The following is a 17,408-nucleotide window of genomic DNA, read 5'->3' as shown; positions in this document are numbered from 1 at the left end:
AAGACCGCAGAACCGCCTGACCCGCCCGACCGCACCACCGCGCGCCGCATCCACCGGCCTGACAGCTGCTCCTGCAGGGCAGCCGTCCCACCGCCCGGCCGGCGCGCCCCCACTCTTCGGCCCTCACCAGGCCCGTCTGCGGAATCCGCAGCGACACCACACTTCCTTTCACGCCATCAGGAGCTTCGCCATGTCCCGCACCATCAAGACCATCGCCATTCGCATCGCCTCCACCTCCGCCCTGGCGGCGACGGCGTTCACCATGGTGGTCGCCAACCCGGCCAGTGCCTCGCCGCTGACCGACGGAATCTCCGCCACCGCCCGTGCCGAGAACGGCAACGGAGCCTGTGCGCACGGTGGTTACGATGGCGGCCCCAACCAGACCAACAGCTGCAGCGGCGGCGTCACGGCCCATGCCTGGTGCGCCGACTTCGCCGGCTGGGTCTGGTCCCGCAACGGGGTCACGGGTCTGGCCAGCCTGGACGACCGTGCGGCCAGCTTCATGGACTACGGCAAGAAGTACGGGACGATCTCCAGCACGCCGCACGTCGGTGACGCGGTGGTCTACAACTACAACGGCAGCAACTACGCCGACCACGTGGCCCTGGTGACCGCGATATCCGGGAACACGGTCACCATCACCGGTGGCAACCAGGGCAGCCGCCCGGGCCACGTCAGCACCTACCCCACCACCAACTGGCACGTGGGTGACCGGCCCTTCGGTCAGACGATCAGCGGCTACGTGTCCCCGGCCGGCAGCTCGACGCCCTCCCTCCCGAACCCGGCCTCGCTGGCCGAAGGCACGCTCGTGAAGTCGGCGAGCAGCCCGTCCGTCAAGGTGATGATCAAGGGAGCCGGTCTCGCGGTGGCGGGCTCCGACGTCACTCCCGGCAAGTACGACCTGAGCAAGGTCGTCACCATCGACGACCAGGCCTTCCGGTCCCTGTCGAGCGCCCCGCCGTCGGGCACCGTGGTCCACGACCAGGCCGGCGGTGCGGACCGGTACGTGATCATCGGTGACGCCGCGCTCAAGATCGGCGGTGCGGACTGGGTCGCCGGCGGCTACAACACCCGTGCCGACATGGGCGTTCCGACCGCATGGCTGAAGGCTGCCGCCCAGCGCACAGTGGCGACCGGCATCGTGGTGATGGACCAGTCGGGCACCGACCCGTCCCGCTACGTCATGGTCGCCGGCTCGGCGCTGCACATCTCGGCCACGGAGTGGACGGCCAACGATTACAACGAGCAGACCCTGATGGGCGTTCCGGCCGAATGGCTCAAGGGCGTCGTCGCCAAGCCGCTCCAGGCCGGCACGGTCGTCATGAACCAGTCGGGTACCGACTCCTCCCGCTACGTCATGGTCGGTGGCACCCCGGTGGGCATCTCCGCCACCGAGTGGACCAGCGTCGGCTTCGACAAGCTGTCCCTCATGGGCGTCCCCGGTGGATGGCTCGGCTCCGCGGTGACCAAGCAGGTCGCCAACGGCACCATCGTCAAGGACGCCTCCGGGTCCTCCGCCTCGGTCTACGTCATGGCGGGTGGCGTCGCCGCTCCGCTGACCAGCGCGGACTTCACCGGCTTCGGCTACGACCAGCGCCCCCTGGAAGGTGCCCCCGCCGCATGGCTGAACACGGCCGTGACCAAGGCGGCCCCCGCCAACGGCACGATGATCAAGTCGGCGGGCGACGCCACGGTGTGGGAGATCGTGGGCGGCAAGAAGCGGGCGATGGCGGCCACCGAGTTCGGCGCCGGCAAGCGCAGCTTCGCCGATGTCGTCGGTGTCGGCAGCGCCTTCACGGCGAAGTTCCCGACCGCCTGATCCCGGTCGCTTCCAGCGCCACCGCTGAGCACCACCCGTGAGTGCCTCCAGTGAGCGCCACCGCTGAGCACCACCACTGAGCACCGCCCCTGAGCCGCCCGGCCCGAAACAGCCGGGCGGCTCGGTCCCGGCCGCTCCGCCGCCGACACCCAGACCTGCTGCCCGAGGGAATTCCGATGCGCTCCGCCGCCGCCCGCAAGAAGTCCGCACTCGCCACCGCCGCCACCGCCCTGCTGGCCCTCGCCGCCCCGCTCCTCGCGAGTACCCCCGCCTCCGCCGCTTCCGTGGCGACCTGGGACAAGGTCGCGCAGTGCGAGGCCAGCGGGAACTGGCAGATCATCGACCGCACCGGGACCTACTTCGGCGGTCTGCAGATATCCATGCCGACCTGGCGTGCCTTCGGCGGTACGCAGTACGCCGCCCGCGCCGACCAGGCGACCAAGCAGCAGCAGATCCTGATCGGCGAGAAGATCCTGGCCGGGCAGGGTCAGGGCGCCTGGCCCCACTGCGGTCCCGCCTCGGGCCTGGGAGCCGACCACGCGAACCCGTACCCCACCGCCCCGACCTACCCGGCTCCCTCCTCCCTGGCCAGCGGCACTCTGGTGAAGTCGCCGAACGGCCCGGAGGTACGGGTGATGATCGCCGGGGCCGGAGTTCCGGTGGCCGGCTCGGACGTCGCCCCGGACCACTACGACCTGGGCAAGGTCGTGGTCATCGACCCCAACGCCTTCAATGGGCTGCCGAGCGCCCCGCCCGCCGGCACGGTGGTCCACGACCAGGCCGGCGGAGCCAACCGGTACGTGATCATCGACGGTGCCGCGCTGCCGATCTCCGCATCGGACTGGACCGAGAACGGTTACAACCTCCGTGCCGACTACGGCGTCCCGACCGCCTGGCTGCAGGCCGCGGCGCAGCGGACCGTGTCGACCGGCCGCGTGGTGATGGACCAGACCGGCAACGACCCCTCCCGCTACGTGGTCGTGAACGGTGCGGCGCTGCACATCTCGGCTTCCGAGTGGACCGCCAACGGGTACAACCAGCAGGCCCTGATGGGCGTTCCGACCGACTGGCTGGCCTCCGCGGCGACCCGGCAGATACCCAACGGCTCCATCGTCAAGGAGGTCTCCGGCGCCGACTCCACCGTCTATGTCATGGCCGGTGGCGTGGCGGTCCCCCTGACCAACGCCGAGTTCACCGGCTTCGGCTACGACAAGCGTCCGCTGCTCGGCACCCCGGGCGGGTGGCTGGCCGCGGCCGCCGCCAAGGCCGCCCCGGCCAACGGGACGATGCTGCTCTCCCCGAACAGCGCCACGGTGTGGGAGATCGTGGGCGGCAAGAAGCGGGCGATGGCGGGCTCCGAGTTCGGCGCGGGCAAGCGCAGCTTCGACGACGTGGTCAGCGTCGGCAACGCCTTCACGGCGAAGTTCCCGACCGTCTGATCGCCGGCTCCGCAAGCGAACGGGCCGTGGGCCTCCGCTCCCCAGGGGAGTGGAGGCCCACGGCCCGTTTCGGCTGCCTCCGCCGGTACGCGGCCGGTCAGCCCTTGCTGACCGCGACCAGGATCTCCGGGAGCTTGCGCACCACCGTCGGGGCCGCGAGGCGCAGGCCGGCCCAGGTGGACAGCGTCCCCCAGGCCACGCCCAGGGGGAGCAGGATCCAGGCGAGGGACTGCTCGTCCGTGGCGCTGAAGTAGATCGCCAGGGCGATCAGCGGGGAGCTGATCAGTGCCGAGGCGAGCATGCCTCCGAGGAGGGCCGCCCAGGCCAGGGCACCCTGGCCCGGGGCGACGCTCTTGAAGGCGCCGTCGGTCGGGATCGAGTACGCGAGATGGGCGGACGCCAGGGCTCCCGTGCACAGCATCGAGCCGAGCAGGGCCAGGGCCAGGCCCAGGGCCCCGGGGAGGCCGGACCAGTCGCCGAGCAGGCCCGCCGTGACCACCGCGACCAGCGCCGTGAAGGGCACGGTGACCAGCGCGAGGGCCAGGGCGCGGGCGCGCAGTTCCACGTACGCGTCCCGGGTGTTCGAAATGGTCTGCGCGACCATCCAGAACGCCGAGGTGTCCTGCCCGAACTGGTTGTACATCTGCAGGCCGAGCATGCCCGAGGCGAAGCAGGCCAGGTACACCGAGCCGCCGCCCTGGACGGCGTTGGCGACCGGGATGATCAGGCCGAGCGCCAGGGCCGATACCCACGCCGCCTTGGTCTTCGGGTCGCGCACCATGTAGCGCAGCACGCGCTGGGCGGCCGCGCCCGTACGGTCGTCAGGCAGGAGCGACCAGCCGCCGCCGGCCGCGCCGTTCGCCGGCTTCTTCTTCTCCTTGGCGGCCGCGATCGTCGAACCGTCAGGGGTGACCATCAGCTTGGTCAGGCTGCGCTCCCAGAACCAGAGCACCAGGCCGAGGGCCGCGACCGTGATGAGGAGTTGGGCGGCCGCGACCCCGTACGAGCCCTCGCTCGCGGAGTCCACCATCCCGACGGCCGTCGCGGGCGGCAGCCAGCGCACGATGGCCCCGGCCGGCTCCAGCTTCTCCGGGCCGCCGGTCTGGAACAGCCGCTGGGCGGCGAAGTTCGCCACCTGCGCGCCGATCGCGATCAGCAGGCCGCTGAGCAGCGCGAGGTCGCGCCCCTTGCGGCTGGTCAGCAGCCGGACGTTGGCGGTCGCCACCGCCCGGGCCAGCGCGACGCAGCCGACCAGCAGCAGCGGCACGGCCAGTACGGCGGCCACCACGCCCGCCGCGCCCCGGGCGACGGCGATCATCGAGCCGACGGCCAGGCACAGCGTGAACAGCGGCCCGATGCCGACGAGCGAGGCGGCCAGCATGGCCCGTACGAGCGGACGCGGGCGCAGCGGAAGCATGACCAGCCGGGTCGGGTCGAGCGTCTCGTCGCCGGTGGCGAAGAACAGCGGGACGAACGTCCAGCAGAGGGCCGTGATGGCCGCCAGCAGGACGACGACCGCGCCGGCGTGCGCGTTGCCGCGCAGCACGGTGAAACCGAGCGTGGCGAGGACGGCGATGAAGATCGCGAAGGCGAGGGCGCCGAAGTAGGCGGCCTTGCGCATCGGGGAGCCCTTGAGTCCGTTGCGCAGGAGGGACAGCTTGAGGCGGACGAAGATCGGGGTGATGTTGACGGACGCGGACGCGGACGCGGAAGCGGAGGCGCCGGCGGGGGTGGCGGACCCGGATGCGGGCGCAGCAGCCCGCATCGGCGTCGGCGTGGGCGTCGGCGTGGGCATGGGCGTGCTCATCGGACGCCCGCCCCGTTGCCCGCGGCCCCGCCGCCGAGCCAGTCCAGGGACTCGCCCGTGGCCCGGCCGTGCGCTCCGACCAGCTCCAGGAACGCGGCCTGCAGCGAGGGCGCGTCGCCCCGTACGTCGGCCAGCGGGCCCGCGGCCCGGATCCGGCCGGCGGCCATGACGGCGACCCAGTCGCACAGCGACTCGACGAGCTCCATGACGTGGGAGGAGAAGACGACCGTGGCTCCGGAGGAGGTGTAACGTTCCAGCACTCCGCGGATGGTCTGCGCGGACACCGGGTCGACGCCCTCGAACGGCTCGTCCAGGAAGAGCACTTCGGGGTTGTGGAGCAGTGCGGCCGCCAGGCCGATCTTCTTCCGCATGCCCGTCGAGTAGTCGACGATCAGCTTGTTCTGCGAACCGGCCAGGTCCAGGATGTCCAGCAGCTGGGTGGCCCGGCTGTCCGTCTCCCGGCCCGGGAGCCCCCGCATCCGGCCCATGTAGCCGAGGAGTTCCCGGCCGGAGAGCCGCTCGAAGAGCCGCAGTCCCTCGGGCAGCACGCCGATCCGGGACTTGACCTCCACCGGGTCCGCCCACACGTCGTGCCCGGCGACGATGACCCGGCCCATGTCCGGGCGCAGCAGCCCGGTCACCATCGAGAGGGTCGTCGTCTTGCCCGCGCCGTTCGGCCCGACCAGGCCGACGAACTGCCCGGCCGGCAGCTCCAGATCGATCCCGGATACGGCCACTTGCTCGCCGAACCGCTTCCACAAACCCTCGACCCGCACGGCGGGTGCGGCGGCCGGTGCCGGTCGTGCACCGCCGCCCGTTCCGTCCGCCCCGCCGATCGCAACGCCCTGGTCCGGCATGCGCCTGCCTCTCGTTCCGTTCCCCGTGTCCTGCTTTTCTCACCATAGGAGGAGGGGGAGAGGCCGGGCAGTTACTTATGTCATGAGTTTCCGCGCGGAGATCTTCGCTGGTCAGGGCGGGGCGGGCGGGGCGGTTGGAGCGGGTGGGGCGGGGATCACGCCGTGCGCCGGGCCCGTTCCGCCGCCGCCTCGCGACCGCACGCGTACGCCAGGGCGTCGATCAGCTCCTCCACGTCCGGCAGCCACCGGTTCGCGGCCGTCGGCGGCTGCGCCCACTGCACCGAACCGCGTCCGCCGATGCGGGTCGGCGGCGCCGCCACGTACTCGCCCTCGCCGCGCGTGGCCAGGTCGAGCTGGGCCGGCTGCCAGCCGATCTTGCGCAGCAGGTCGGGCACCTTCGCCCCGGCGCCGGGCAGGACGAAGAACAGCATCCGCCCCGCCGGGTTGGCGATCACCGGTCCGAGGGTGCGCTTCATGCGCTGGAGCCGGGCCAGCGCCAGGAATCCGGCCGCGTCCGGGACGTCGAGGGCGTCGAAGGTCCGGCCGGTGGGCAGCAGGATGGCGGCCTTCGGGTTCTTGCCCCAGAGCCGCCTGACCTGCACGGCGCTGCCCGAGGCCTGCGAGGCCCAGTCCTTCCCCGCCGCGTGCGCGCCGGGCGCCGGGCACTGGGCGCCCCCGCACGAGCACTGTTCCCGCCCCTCGCCGGACTCCAGCCAGGTGCCGGCGAAGACATCCCAGTGCCGTTCTTCCGTGTACCGCACGGCATGGTCCAGCAGCGGCTCACTGCGCTGCAGGGGGATGGGCGCGGTCTCCGTGACTCCGATGGTCTCTTCCACGTGCAACACAACTCTTGCGGTCACCGGGGGTTACGGGCTTCAACCGGCCTGGCTCGGGAGCATCGATCCTGCATGCGGGGCGCATCGGTGCATCGCGGGGGGCGCGTGGGAGGCCGGGGCGCCGGAGGTGGGTAGCGACGGGACGCAATGGGGAAGATTCCCCGCACATCAGGCGGGAAGTGATCATTCGAACGATCACCCGCGTCTCTGGGGGTTTTCATGGCAGCCAGGCCTCTCGTCGCCCGCCAGCCGAACGAACGGCTGCAGGCGCTCATCCAGGAAGCCGGGTGCTCCAATGCCGGGCTCGCCCGGCGCGTCAACATGTGCGGGGCCGAGCACGGCCTCGACCTCCGCTACGACAAGACCTCCGTAGCCCGCTGGCTGCGCGGTCAGCAGCCGCGCGGCCGGGCCCCCGGGATCATCGCCGAGTCGCTGGGCCGCAAACTCGGCCGGACCGTCACCATCGACGAGATCGGCATGGCCAACGGCAAGAACCTCGCCTCCGGTGTCGGCCTGCAGTTCTCCCCGACCGTCATCGGCGCGATCGAGCAGGTCAGCGAGTTGTGGCGGAGCGACGTGGGCCGGCGCGACTTCCTGTCGGGGGCGAGCGTGGCCTCCTCGGCGCTGGTCGAGCCGAGCCGCGACTGGCTGATCACCGGGGCCGACGCGCAGGTCGCGCGCAGCGGCGGCTCACGGGTCGGGATGTCGGACGTGGAGGCGGTACGGGCCACCACGCAGGCACTGAAGGACCTCGACCACCGCTTCGGCAGCGGGCACGTGCGCCCGGTGGTCGTGCACTACCTCAACTCGGTGGTCTCCGGCCTGATCGGCGGCTCGTACCGGGAGCCGGTCGGCCGGGCCCTGTTCGCGGCGGTCGCCCGACTGACGGAGCTGGCGGGCTACATGGCGGTGGACACCGGCCAGCCGGGCCTGGCACAGCGGTACTACATCCAGGCGCTGCGGCTCGCGCAGGCGGCCGGCGACCGGGCGTACGGGGGCTACGTCCTGGCGGCGTCGATGAGCCACCTGGCGGCGGAGCTCGGCAACCCGAGGGAGATCGCGCAGCTGGCGAGAGCGGCGCAGGAGGGCACCCGGGGCCAGGTCACCCCGCGGGTCGAGGCGATGTTCTACGCGGCGGAGGCGCGGGGGCACGCGCTGCTCGGTGACGCGCGGTCGACGGCGGTGCTGTCCTCGCGGGCGGTCACCGCGCTGGAGCGGGCGGAGCCGGAGTCGGGGGACGACCCGGAGTGGATCCGGCACTTCGACGGGGCGTACCTCGCGGACGAACTGGCGCACTGTCACCGGGACCTGGGGCAGGCCGACGCGGCGGCGAAGCGCGCGGAGGAGGCTCTGCGGGACCTTCCGGTGGGGAAGGCGCGGCGGCGGGCGATCGGGCTGCTGCTGTTGGCTGCGGCGCGGGTGCAGCAGCGTGAGGTGGAAGCGGCCTGTCAGACGGCGACGCGGGCGGCGGACGTTCTGTCGGGGATCCGCTCCCACCGCGGGGCGGTGTACCTGGAGGATTTCCGCAGCCGTCTGGACCCGTACCGGGAGGAACCGGCGGCCCGCGAGTTCACGGCCCGCCTGGAGCCGGTGTCCTGACCGGGGCCGGTCGCATGGTGCGGCGCCGTTGCCGGGGACCAGTCCCCGGGCCCCTGCGCCTCAAACGCCGGCGGGGCTGGGTTGTGGCCGGCGTGGCCGGGGCTGCGGGTGGGGCCGGTGCCGGGGTCGGGGTGGGGTGTCGGCCTGGACTGCATGATTTAGGCGCCCCCTGTTCTACTCCGACAGGGCGCGGGGTGTGCCTGCGCCACAAATCACGCTTTACGTCCAGTCCAACACCCCACCCCGCCCCCGTCCCCGTCCCGGCCGCCCCCAGCCCCGCCGACGGGAGGATGATCGGCCCGCCTCCAGCCCCGCCGACGGGAGGGTTATCAGCCCGCCCGCGCCAATCCAGCCCCCTGCGCCAATCCCGCCGACCACGCCAATTCCGCCGCCTGCGGCAATCCAGCCCGCCCGCGCCAATCCAGCCCCCTGCGCCAATCCCGCCGCCCACGCCAATTCCGCCGCCCGCGCCAATTCAGCCGCCCACGCCAATCCCGCCGCCCGCGCCAATTTAGCCGTCCGGCGTTTGAGGACCGGGGTCTGGGGCGGAGCCCCAGGGGGTCCGGGCGCAGCCCGGTACCCCCTTCCAGCCCGTCCGGCGTTTGAGGACCGGGGTCCGGGCCGGCCCGGGGAACGGTGGAAGGGCGGGTCGGGGACATCCCACCGGAGGGCCGGACCGCGGGGCCCGGGGGATTCGGCCCGCCCGGGGATGATCTTCGGTGGGGGCGGGCCTGCCGGGCGAGGGGGGTGACCGGGTAGCGTGAGCCGACGGTTCCGTAGACGCGGACAGGTCGGAGAGGGAGTTCCGGTGACCGAGAGCGGACAGGGCGGCAGCCCGCAGGGAGGCGAGCCGTGGGGCCCGCACGTGCCCGCGCAGCCGCCCGCGCAGCCCGGCAGGGAGCCGGAGTACCTGCACGGTGAGCCCGCCTACGGCTACCCCGCACCGGGCGGCCCCGCCTACGGCTACCCGCAGGGTCACGTGGTCGGCCCCGGCTACGAGGGCCCCGGCGACCCGCACGGCTACGGGTACCCGCCGCTGCCGGAGGCGGCCACCCAGTACATTCCGCCGGTGCCCGCCGCCCCCGCGCACGAGGAGGCGGCGACGCAGTACATCGCGCCGGTCCCCGCGGCCCCCTCGTACGACGAGGCGGCCACCCAGTACATACCGCCGGTCCCCTCGTACGACGAGGCCGCCACCCAGTACATCGCGCCGGTCCCGGCCGCCCCCTCGTACGACGAGGCCGCCACCCAGTACATCGCGCCGGTTCCGGCCGCGCCCGCCGATCCCGCCGCCGGGTTCGACGGGATGTTCCGGGGGGACACGCAGGTACTGCCTCCCATCCAGGAGCCGGTGCTCCCCCAGCAGCCGCGCCGCCCTCAACCGCAGCAGTACGCGCAGCAGCCCCAGCACCAGCAGTACGCGCCGCCGCCGCAGCAGCAGTATCAGCAGCAGCCGCCCCCGCACTACCAGGAGCAGGACCTCGCCCCCGCTCCCCGCAGGGTCTCGCCCGTGATCATCGCTGCCGTCGTCATCGGCCTGGCCGTCGTCGGGCTCGGGGTCGGTGCGCTGCTCGGTGACGGCAAGGCGCAGAACAACGACCCGGCCGCCGCGGCGCCCACCCCCACCCCCGGCAGCTCCGCCGCGGACAGCGGGGAGGCTCCGCTGGATCCCGCGCAGCCGCAGGCGGTCCAGCTCGACAAGCTGCTCGCGGACAGCAACGACAGCCGGGCCTCTGTGATCAAGGCCGTCGAGGACATCAAGGGCTGCAAGAACCTGGACCAGGCGGCCACCGACCTGCGCGACGCGGCCCGGCAGCGCGAGGAGCTGGTGACCCGGCTCCAGGAGCTCAAGGTGGACCAGCTCCCGAACGACGCGAAGCTGACCGCGGCCCTCACCAAGGCGTGGAAGTCCTCCGCCGAGGCCGACAAGAGCTACGCGGCCTGGGCGGACGACGTGAAGTCCGACGGCGACAAGTGCAAGGACGGCAGGGCCAGGTCGACCGGCAACGCCTCGGACGGCAACAAGGCGAGCGGCGACGCCACCAGGTCGAAGGAGTCCGCGGCGCGGATGTGGAACACCATCGCCGCCAAGTACGACCTCACCAAGCGCGACAAGAGTCAGCTCTAGCCTTAGCTTGAACGGGGGGCCTGTTCCAGGGTCTTGGTCATGTCCATGGACTGCTCGCCGCCCGGCTGGGCCACCAGGCGGCCCTGCTGGACGACCTGGAAGGTGACCCGGCCGTTGACCATGCGGGGGAAGCCGGCGACGGCGCGCATGTCCTCGTAGCGCCAGCTGAGGTCGGGGGTCAGGCCGCCGGTCTTCACGGGGGCGGACTGGTTGAGCTTGCGCGTGAGGGCGCGCGCGGTGAGGTCCTCGTCCTCCTTGAACCGCTTCACCACCTCGTTGAACACCGTGTACGCGATCCAGGTGGTCTGGGCGCCGCTGTCGTCGGGGTCCACGGCGTTGTCGCCGAAGGCGTGGTCGGAGATGACGTTGCGCATCTGCGTCCACAGGGGATCGGCGGCGACCGGGTACCAGCTCGTGACGTACGCGCCCTCGAAGGGGCTCTCCTTGCCGCCGGTGCGGTCGACCAGGGCCTGGCTGACCGAGCCCAGCACCGAGGAGACCTGCGGTTTGCGGTTCTGGGAGTCGGCGGCGCGGCGGAAGGCGTCGAAGAAGGTCTCGGTGCGGGCGCCGAGGACGGCGGCCACGCAGCCCTTGTCCTTCCCGTCCTTTCCGTCCTTCGCGGAGGAGGCGCCGCCCTTTCCGGGGGTCCCGGAGGAGGAGGAGGAGGAGGAGGACGCCAGTGCCTCGTTGGCCTGGGTGGAGAGGTCCGCGGCGTCTTCGGCGGCCCGGATGTCGCTGGCCTCGGCCATCTGGTTGGCCGTGAGGCCGGCGTTGAGCTGGTTGGGCAGGGAATCGCCGGCGAGGGTGTCGGGGCGGACCAGGGCGACCTTGGCGCAGGTGCGCCCCAGCTGGTGGCCGGCTCCGGCCATCAGGACGGGCTGGCCGCCGTTGACGGGGAAGGAGAGCGGGGAGCGGAACTCCTCGGAGGAGATCCCGTACCCGCCGATGAAGGGGATGCCCTCGGCTTCCAGCGGGGCCAGGAAGGCGCGTCCGTGCTGGCTGTAGGAGCCGATGACGGCGACGGCCTTCTCGGCGACCGCCTTGCGGGCGCAGTCGGCGGCGCCGGTGGGCGTGTTGCGCTCGTTGCAGGTCAGGACGCGGAGCTTGTGCCCGTTGATGCCGCCCTTGGAGTTGACCCAGCGCTCGTAGGCCTTGGCCATGCCCGGCATGCCGGGCATGTTGGTCGCCTTGGAGTCCTCCGGAGCGAAGGTCATGACCGTGAGGGTGCCGGCGTCCCCGGGGCCCCCCGAGCCCCCGGGGAGCACCCCGCAGCCGGCGACGAGACACGCGCCCATCGCCATGGCCGTGGTCCGGGCCAGGAAGGTGCGGGAGAGTGCTGCTGCGCATCGCCGGGTGGTCATGTGCATGCACCATTCCGCGCCCGGGGTAACTGAAGTGTGAGGTGCGAGCAACATCGGGTGACGTCGAGGTGAATTACGGGTGTCACCCGCACGCTGAGTGAGCGCCGGGCGGGTCCGGGCCCCCGGGTGCGGGCGCCTCAAGATCACGCCGGACGGGAACGTACGATCGAAAGCGTGACATTCGCCCAAGGTTCGAAGAACTCTTCCCGCCGCGGCGGCCGCTCCTCCACCATGGGCGGCATGCCCCTCAACGACATGCCGTGGTGGCGCTGGCGCAGCAACGTGCGCTCGGCGCTGCACATGCTTTCCGACCCCGTGTTCCAAGAGGACACCTGGCTGGCCGGCGCCGAGGGGTACGGGGACGTCACCGACGCCGTGTACCGGCTCGTCGAGGACACCTGGCTCGACAGCTGGTCCGCGGAGAAGTACGTCGGCACGATCTTCCGCGACTCGCAGGAGGCGGCCCTGGTGGACCTCGCCGTGCTGCGGGTGCTGCGGATCATGCACCAGATAGGCGCCGACGCCCCGGTCTCCGGCTACCTGGAGCACCACGCCTGGCCGGAGGCGGTACGGGCCGCGCGCGAGGCCCACGTACGGCTGGCGACGGCGGACGGGGACGACCCGGACGCGCGTCCGCGCTCACTGGACGTCCTGAGGATCCTCACGCGCGCGGTGTGATGTGGAAGGCTGTCGGGTCATGAGCGACGACCCGCAGCCCCAGGCCACGCAGCAGCAGTACGTACTGACCCTCTCCTGCCCCGACAAGCAGGGCATCGTGCACGCCGTGTCCAGTTATCTGTTCATGACCGGGTGCAACATCGAGGACAGTCAGCAGTTCGGCGACCGCGACACCGGCCTCTTCTTCATGCGGGTCCACTTCGAGGCCGACGCCCCGGTGACGGTGGAGAAGCTGCGGGCCAGCTTCGCCGCGATCGGCGACACCTTCCGGATGGACTGGCAGATCCACCGCTCCGACGAGCGCATGCGGATCGTGCTGATGGTCTCGAAGTTCGGGCACTGCCTCAACGACCTGCTCTTCCGCCACCGGATCGGTGCGCTGCCGGTGGAGATCGCGGCGGTGGTGTCGAACCACACCGACTTCGAGGAACTGGTCGGCTCGTACGGGGTCCCGTTCGTGCACATCCCGGTGACGAAGGACACGAAGGCGGCGGCGGAGGCGCGGCTGCTGGAGCTGGTGCGGGCCGAGGAAGTCGACCTCGTGGTCCTCGCGCGGTACATGCAGGTGCTGTCGGACACCCTGTGCAAGGAGCTGAGCGGGCGGATCATCAACATCCACCACTCGTTCCTGCCGAGCTTCAAGGGCGCGAAGCCGTACCACCAGGCGCACGCGCGGGGCGTGAAGCTGATCGGCGCGACCGCGCACTACGTGACGGCGGACCTGGACGAGGGCCCGATCATCGAGCAGGAGGTCGAGCGGGTGGGGCACGAGGTCACCCCGGACCAGCTGGTGGCGATCGGGCGGGACGTGGAGTGCCAGGCGCTGGCGCGGGCCGTGAAGTGGCACAGCGAGCACCGGGTCCTGCTGAACGGGACCCGGACGGTCGTCTTCACGTAGGCCCGGACGTAGGCCGCGCGTGGGCCGCGCGTAGGCCCGGTCGGCCTACATCCGGCTGAGCGAGGCTGCCGCGAAGAGGACGTCGCGGATGGCCTCGCGGTCGCCGTTCTGGCCGACCGCGGCATCCTCCGGGGAGATGTGGCCCGCGGCGAGCTGGCAGAATTCGGCGCCGTCCAGGGCGATCCGGGCCACCGTGTGGTCCGGCGAGGGTTTCGCCGCGGGGGAGTCCAGGGCGATGTCCCACCCGCCGCCCCCCGCGCCCTCGATCTCCAGGTGCAGGGTCCGGCCCGGCGCCCCCGCCGCGACCAGCCCGCGCGGCGGCGCCGCCAGCCCCGCCCGCCGGCGGACGGCCAGGGCCGCCGGCAGGAGCCGGGCCGCCAGGTCGATCATCCGGTTCAGGTGGGGCGCGGACGGCGGCTCGTACGGGTAGTCCACCGCCTCCGCGATGTCCACGGCGTGGACCCAGCACTCGAAGGCCCGTTCCAGGAAGGCGTCCCCGAGGGGCAGGGCGAAGGCGCCGTACTCCACGTCCAGTTCCGCCACCCCGCGGCCCGCGAAGGACACCGTGCGGACCAGCGTGTGGCCCTGCTCCCGCCACGGCTCGCGGACCCGGCGGGTGGTCGGGTACGGGGAGTCCTCCCAGAACCGCTCCGTGCGCTCGGCCGGGCTGCCAGCGGGCGCGTCCCGGCCCAGGGGGTCGTCCAGGCCCAGCGCGGCCGCCACGAGGCCGTCCACCGCCAGCAGGTGCCCGATGACCCCGGCGACCGTGGTCCGGCGGGTCTGGCGGCGTTCCTCCTCGAACCACTTCAGCCGGACCGGGGTGTGCCACTCCGAGTCCCCGAAGTCCCGTAGCAGCGCGTCCAGCCGGGCCGTCTCGGTGTCGTACGGGCTCGCCCACACCGGGACCGGGATGCGGGCCGGGCGCTTGCCGAGGCAGTCCTCCAGCACGCGCGAGCGCAGCAGCGGCTTGAGGTCGAGGCTCTCCTCCGGGTGCAGCAGGCCCACGGCGTCGCGCAGCCGCAGGGCCTCCTCGGCGCAGGGCGCGCACTCGGTGAGGTGGTCCTCGACGGCCTGGGTCTCCTCCGCGGAGCAGGCCGCCAGGGCCCAGGCGCCGAGCAGGGATTTCAGTACGGCGTGGGTGGGCGGGGGAGCGGCCGGGACGGGCTCGGGCTCGGCGGGCGCCGGTACGGCCGGGAAGCCGGTGATCTCCGTGTACTCCGGGTAGGGCGAGTCGTCCAGGTCGTCCAACTCGTCGGGGTCCGGCGCCCCGTCCGCGGCCGGCGCGTAACCCGGCCCCGCGAGGTCGAGGTCGTCGGGCGCTCCGCGCGGGCCCGGTATGCGCGCCGGGCCGCCGGGGTTCGGGGGCCGCTCGTACTCTTCGCCGTCTTCTTCGCCGGAGGGGCTCGGCGGCATCGTCATCGGGTCGTTCCAAATCCGGAGGGGCCGTATCCCGGCGGGACCGTGTCGTCGCGCGGGACGGCGTTGGCCGTGGAGAGGAGCTGCAGGCCCAGGCGCAGCCGGCGCCGGGCCTCGTCCTCGCTGATCTGCAGGTCGGCGGCGGCCTGCCGGTAGTCGCGGCGCTTGAAGTAGGCGAGTTCGAGCGCGGCCCGCAGGGGTGCGGGCATGGAGGTGACGATGAAGTCGGCGCGGGCGGCCGCGTTGGCGCTGCGCACCTTCTGTTCCAGTTCCTCGCGGGAGCCGTTGCCCAGTTCGGCCTGGCGCAGGCGGGCGACGGCCTGCCCCTGGGTGATGCGGGCGACCCAGGAGCGCATGGAGCCCTGTTTGGGGTCGTAGGCGTCCGGGTTCTCCCAGATGTAGCCGAAGACCTCGCGGGTGACCCGGTCGGCGGCCTTCTCGTCGCCGAGGACCCGGTGGGCGAGGCTGTGCACGAGCGAGGCGAAGCGGTCGTACAGCTCGCCGAGCGCGGCGGCCTCGCCGCGGGCCAGGCGTTGTTGCATGCGGCGGTCCCAGCGCGGTGGTGCGTCCTTCGGCATCGTGCCCCCAGCCGGCTTCCCGGTTTCGCAGCCGTGTGTCGACCACTCGAATGTAGTGGGCATGCAGCGGTCCGCGCCCGTTTTGCCAGAACCTCGTCTCGGAAGTGCGCCCTCCGTGATAGGGGCGCCGCACGGCGTGAAGGGGGAGGTGCCGCCCGGACACCGCCGTTGAGAAGACGTGGGTACAGGCGTACGCGCCCCGTCGCGCTCCTCGTGCGCTGGTTCGATGCGGCCACCTCCTTGCCCGCTTCGCTTAACGCGCAGGCCACGTAGGCCTTACGCTCCTGTCCTGTCTTGAACTGACTCCACCGCACACGTGAAGGCGGAACGCCGAACATGGACAGCGCAGAATACGAGCGCAAGATCGCCGCCCGATTCGCCACCTTCGACCAGGACGGGTCCGGGTATATCGACCGGGAGGACTTCAGTACGGCGGCCAAGGCGGTCCTGGCCGAATTCGCCGTGGCGGCCCGGTCCGACAAGGGTCAGGCCGTGTTCGCGGGCGCGGAGGCCTTCTGGCAGGGCATGGCGGGCATCGCGGACGTGGACGGGGACCAGCGGGTCTCCCGCGAGGAGTTCGTCACGGGCGCGGCGAAGCGGCTGCGGGACAACCCGCACCGGTTCGCGGAGATCGCGCGGCCGTTCCTGCGGGCGGTGATCGCGGTGGCGAGCCCCGCCGGCGAGGCGGCCGGCGACGCCGCGGGCGGCGCGACCCCGGCGGCGACGGCGCGCGTCCTGCGCGTGCTGGGCACCCCGGAGGAACTGGCGGGCCCGGTCGCGGCGGCCCTGGACGCGGACGGCGACGGCCGCATCACCGAGGACGAGATCCTGGCGGCCTTCGCCGGCTACTGCGGGGTGGCGGCGCCGGACGCGTAGGCCCTGGCCGGGCGGGGGCGGCGGGCGGTCTGCCCACGCCCCGGCCCGCAGGATCGCCCGCGTCAGGCGAGCGCGGGCAGGCCCCGGAGGGCACGGCGGGCGATGTCGGCCAAGGAGGCCACCCGCTCGGAAGACGGCAGTCCGCCACGAGGGGCCGTAAGGGCTCCCGCGCACTGGCCGCAGTGGGCGTCCGGGGCGGGCAGCGGGTCGCGGCAGACGCCGCATTCGGCAGGGGGCGCTGCGGGCGCCGCGGGGTCCCTGGGAGCCCGTGGCGCGGGCAGTTTGCGGACGAGGCGGTCGGCCAGCAGGGCGCGAGCGGAGTAGACGAACGGCGGCAGGCCGTCGGTGAGCAGGCAACGAGCCTCGAGGTCGGACACGCCGTGCTCCAGCCACCGCTGGGCGAGTGGGGCGAGAGCGAGCGTCTCGGTGACGCCGAGCCTGAGCCGCGGCTCGTACGCGGTGATGCGCGCGAGCAGCGCCGCCCCCCGCGCGGTGCCCTGCGTGGCGGACTGCCCGACCGTGCCGGGTGGTTCCGGCGACGGGGGCGCTTCGGGCGCCTCGAGTGGTTCGAGTGCTTCGAGTGCTTCGGGGAGGGAGGGTACTTCTCCCGAAGTCTTTGTCCCCTGGGGGGACGCTCCCGCCCTTCCGGTCACCCCCTCACCGGTTCCCGGGGTGGGGTCCGGGCCCGCCCCGGGTGGCTGCGGCCGGTCCTCCGTGGGCGGGGTGTCCGAGACGAAGGTCTCCGTGTGGACGTGCCCGGTCAGCGGGTCACGCACGGTGCGGCGCGCGTAGTACCCGTACCGCACCAGCTCGTCGACCGCCTTGGAGACGCCTCGGCGCCCCACCCCCGGGTGCTTGTCGGCGAGCGTACGGACGTCCTCGCGGGAGCCGTCGGGGAGGGAGAGCAGATAGCAGAGGATGCCCCGTGCGGTGAAGCTGAGGCGCCGGTCCCGGACGACTTCGTTGCCGAGGACGGTGAAGGCACGCTTGCGCGGGCTAAGGTGGATGCGCACTGAAGGTCTTTCTCTTCGGTGTCGGACCCCGGGGTGTTGGAGCACCGCCGGGGTCACCTGTCTGTGTGCAGTTCGTGTTGATCCGGGACGGTAGCGCACCCGT

Annotated in this window: 14 protein-coding genes; 7 read left to right on the top strand and 7 right to left on the bottom strand. The window is 72.6% G+C overall.

Translation table 11 applies throughout. The features are described 5' to 3' along the window. Nucleotides 1-190 precede the first annotated feature (190 nt). Complete coding sequence (locus MTF69_RS30270) at nt 191-1,819, top strand: CHAP domain-containing protein (protein ID WP_243339364.1); 1,629 nt, start codon at nt 191-193, stop codon at nt 1,817-1,819. A 176-nt stretch (nt 1,820-1,995) separates the two neighbouring features. Then, on the top strand, nt 1,996-3,258 hold the full coding sequence (locus MTF69_RS43080) for a transglycosylase family protein (protein ID WP_279346439.1): 1,263 nt from the start codon (nt 1,996-1,998) through the stop codon (nt 3,256-3,258). Nucleotides 3,259-3,355: 97 nt separating this feature from the next. On the opposite strand, the gene MTF69_RS30260 is transcribed toward MTF69_RS43080, so the two are convergent. The 3 genes from MTF69_RS30260 to MTF69_RS30250 form a co-directional block, all read right to left on the bottom strand. Beyond that, the gene (locus tag MTF69_RS30260; RefSeq protein WP_243339403.1) at nt 3,356-5,023 is read right to left on the bottom strand and encodes a transporter; all 1,668 of its coding nucleotides are present in this window, start codon (nt 5,021-5,023) and stop codon (nt 3,356-3,358) included. A 38-nt stretch (nt 5,024-5,061) separates the two neighbouring features. Then, nucleotides 5,062-5,922: an ABC transporter ATP-binding protein gene (locus tag MTF69_RS30255; RefSeq protein WP_243339363.1), complete on the bottom strand. Its 861-nt coding sequence runs from the start codon at nt 5,920-5,922 to the stop codon at nt 5,062-5,064. Nucleotides 5,923-6,077: 155 nt separating this feature from the next. Beyond that, the gene (locus MTF69_RS30250; RefSeq protein WP_243339362.1) at nt 6,078-6,758 is read right to left on the bottom strand and encodes a bifunctional DNA primase/polymerase; all 681 of its coding nucleotides are present in this window, start codon (nt 6,756-6,758) and stop codon (nt 6,078-6,080) included. A 219-nt stretch (nt 6,759-6,977) separates the two neighbouring features. Between MTF69_RS30250 and MTF69_RS30245 the strand changes: the two genes are divergently transcribed. Both MTF69_RS30245 and MTF69_RS30235 read left to right on the top strand, forming a co-directional pair. Next, a complete protein-coding gene (locus MTF69_RS30245) occupies nt 6,978-8,357 on the top strand; it encodes a transcriptional regulator (RefSeq protein WP_243339361.1) in 1,380 nt (459 codons plus the stop codon). Between the two features lie 808 nt (nt 8,358-9,165). Next, nucleotides 9,166-10,485, top strand: coding sequence for a hypothetical protein (locus MTF69_RS30235; RefSeq protein WP_243339360.1), 1,320 nt, complete (start codon nt 9,166-9,168; stop codon nt 10,483-10,485). Nucleotides 10,486-10,487: 2 nt separating this feature from the next. Here MTF69_RS30235 and MTF69_RS30230 read toward each other — a convergent pair whose 3' ends face one another. Next, on the bottom strand, nt 10,488-11,846 hold the full coding sequence (locus MTF69_RS30230) for an ABC transporter substrate-binding protein (RefSeq protein WP_243339359.1): 1,359 nt from the start codon (nt 11,844-11,846) through the stop codon (nt 10,488-10,490). Nucleotides 11,847-12,077: 231 nt separating this feature from the next. Here MTF69_RS30230 and MTF69_RS30225 point away from each other — a divergent pair, with 231 nt between their 5' ends. Beyond that, the gene (locus MTF69_RS30225) at nt 12,078-12,524 is read left to right on the top strand and encodes a hypothetical protein (protein ID WP_243339402.1); all 447 of its coding nucleotides are present in this window, start codon (nt 12,078-12,080) and stop codon (nt 12,522-12,524) included. Nucleotides 12,525-12,543: 19 nt separating this feature from the next. After that, on the top strand, nt 12,544-13,422 hold the full coding sequence (gene purU, locus MTF69_RS30220; protein ID WP_243339358.1) for a formyltetrahydrofolate deformylase: 879 nt from the start codon (nt 12,544-12,546) through the stop codon (nt 13,420-13,422). Nucleotides 13,423-13,467: 45 nt separating this feature from the next. On the opposite strand, the gene MTF69_RS30215 is transcribed toward purU, so the two are convergent. Both MTF69_RS30215 and MTF69_RS30210 read right to left on the bottom strand, forming a co-directional pair. Beyond that, the gene (locus MTF69_RS30215) at nt 13,468-14,841 is read right to left on the bottom strand and encodes a maleylpyruvate isomerase N-terminal domain-containing protein (RefSeq protein WP_243339357.1); all 1,374 of its coding nucleotides are present in this window, start codon (nt 14,839-14,841) and stop codon (nt 13,468-13,470) included. After that, nucleotides 14,838-15,416, bottom strand: coding sequence for a sigma-70 family RNA polymerase sigma factor (locus MTF69_RS30210; RefSeq protein ID WP_243339356.1), 579 nt, complete (start codon nt 15,414-15,416; stop codon nt 14,838-14,840). The genes MTF69_RS30215 and MTF69_RS30210 overlap by 4 nt, the downstream gene beginning before the upstream one ends. Nucleotides 15,417-15,752: 336 nt before the next feature. Here MTF69_RS30210 and MTF69_RS30205 point away from each other — a divergent pair, with 336 nt between their 5' ends. Further along, the gene (locus MTF69_RS30205; RefSeq protein WP_243339355.1) at nt 15,753-16,292 is read left to right on the top strand and encodes an EF-hand domain-containing protein; all 540 of its coding nucleotides are present in this window, start codon (nt 15,753-15,755) and stop codon (nt 16,290-16,292) included. Nucleotides 16,293-16,354: 62 nt separating this feature from the next. Here the strand turns inward: MTF69_RS30205 and MTF69_RS30200 are convergent, their stop codons facing one another. Beyond that, the gene (locus MTF69_RS30200) at nt 16,355-17,305 is read right to left on the bottom strand and encodes a helix-turn-helix domain-containing protein (protein ID WP_243339354.1); all 951 of its coding nucleotides are present in this window, start codon (nt 17,303-17,305) and stop codon (nt 16,355-16,357) included. Nucleotides 17,306-17,408 lie beyond the last annotated feature (103 nt).

This window comes from Streptomyces sp. AP-93, from assembly GCF_022808175.1.
Taxonomy (GTDB): Bacteria; Actinomycetota; Actinomycetes; order Streptomycetales; family Streptomycetaceae; genus Streptomyces.
Note: the sequence above shows the minus strand (reverse complement) of the source record. Positions and strands in the feature narration are given on the sequence as shown.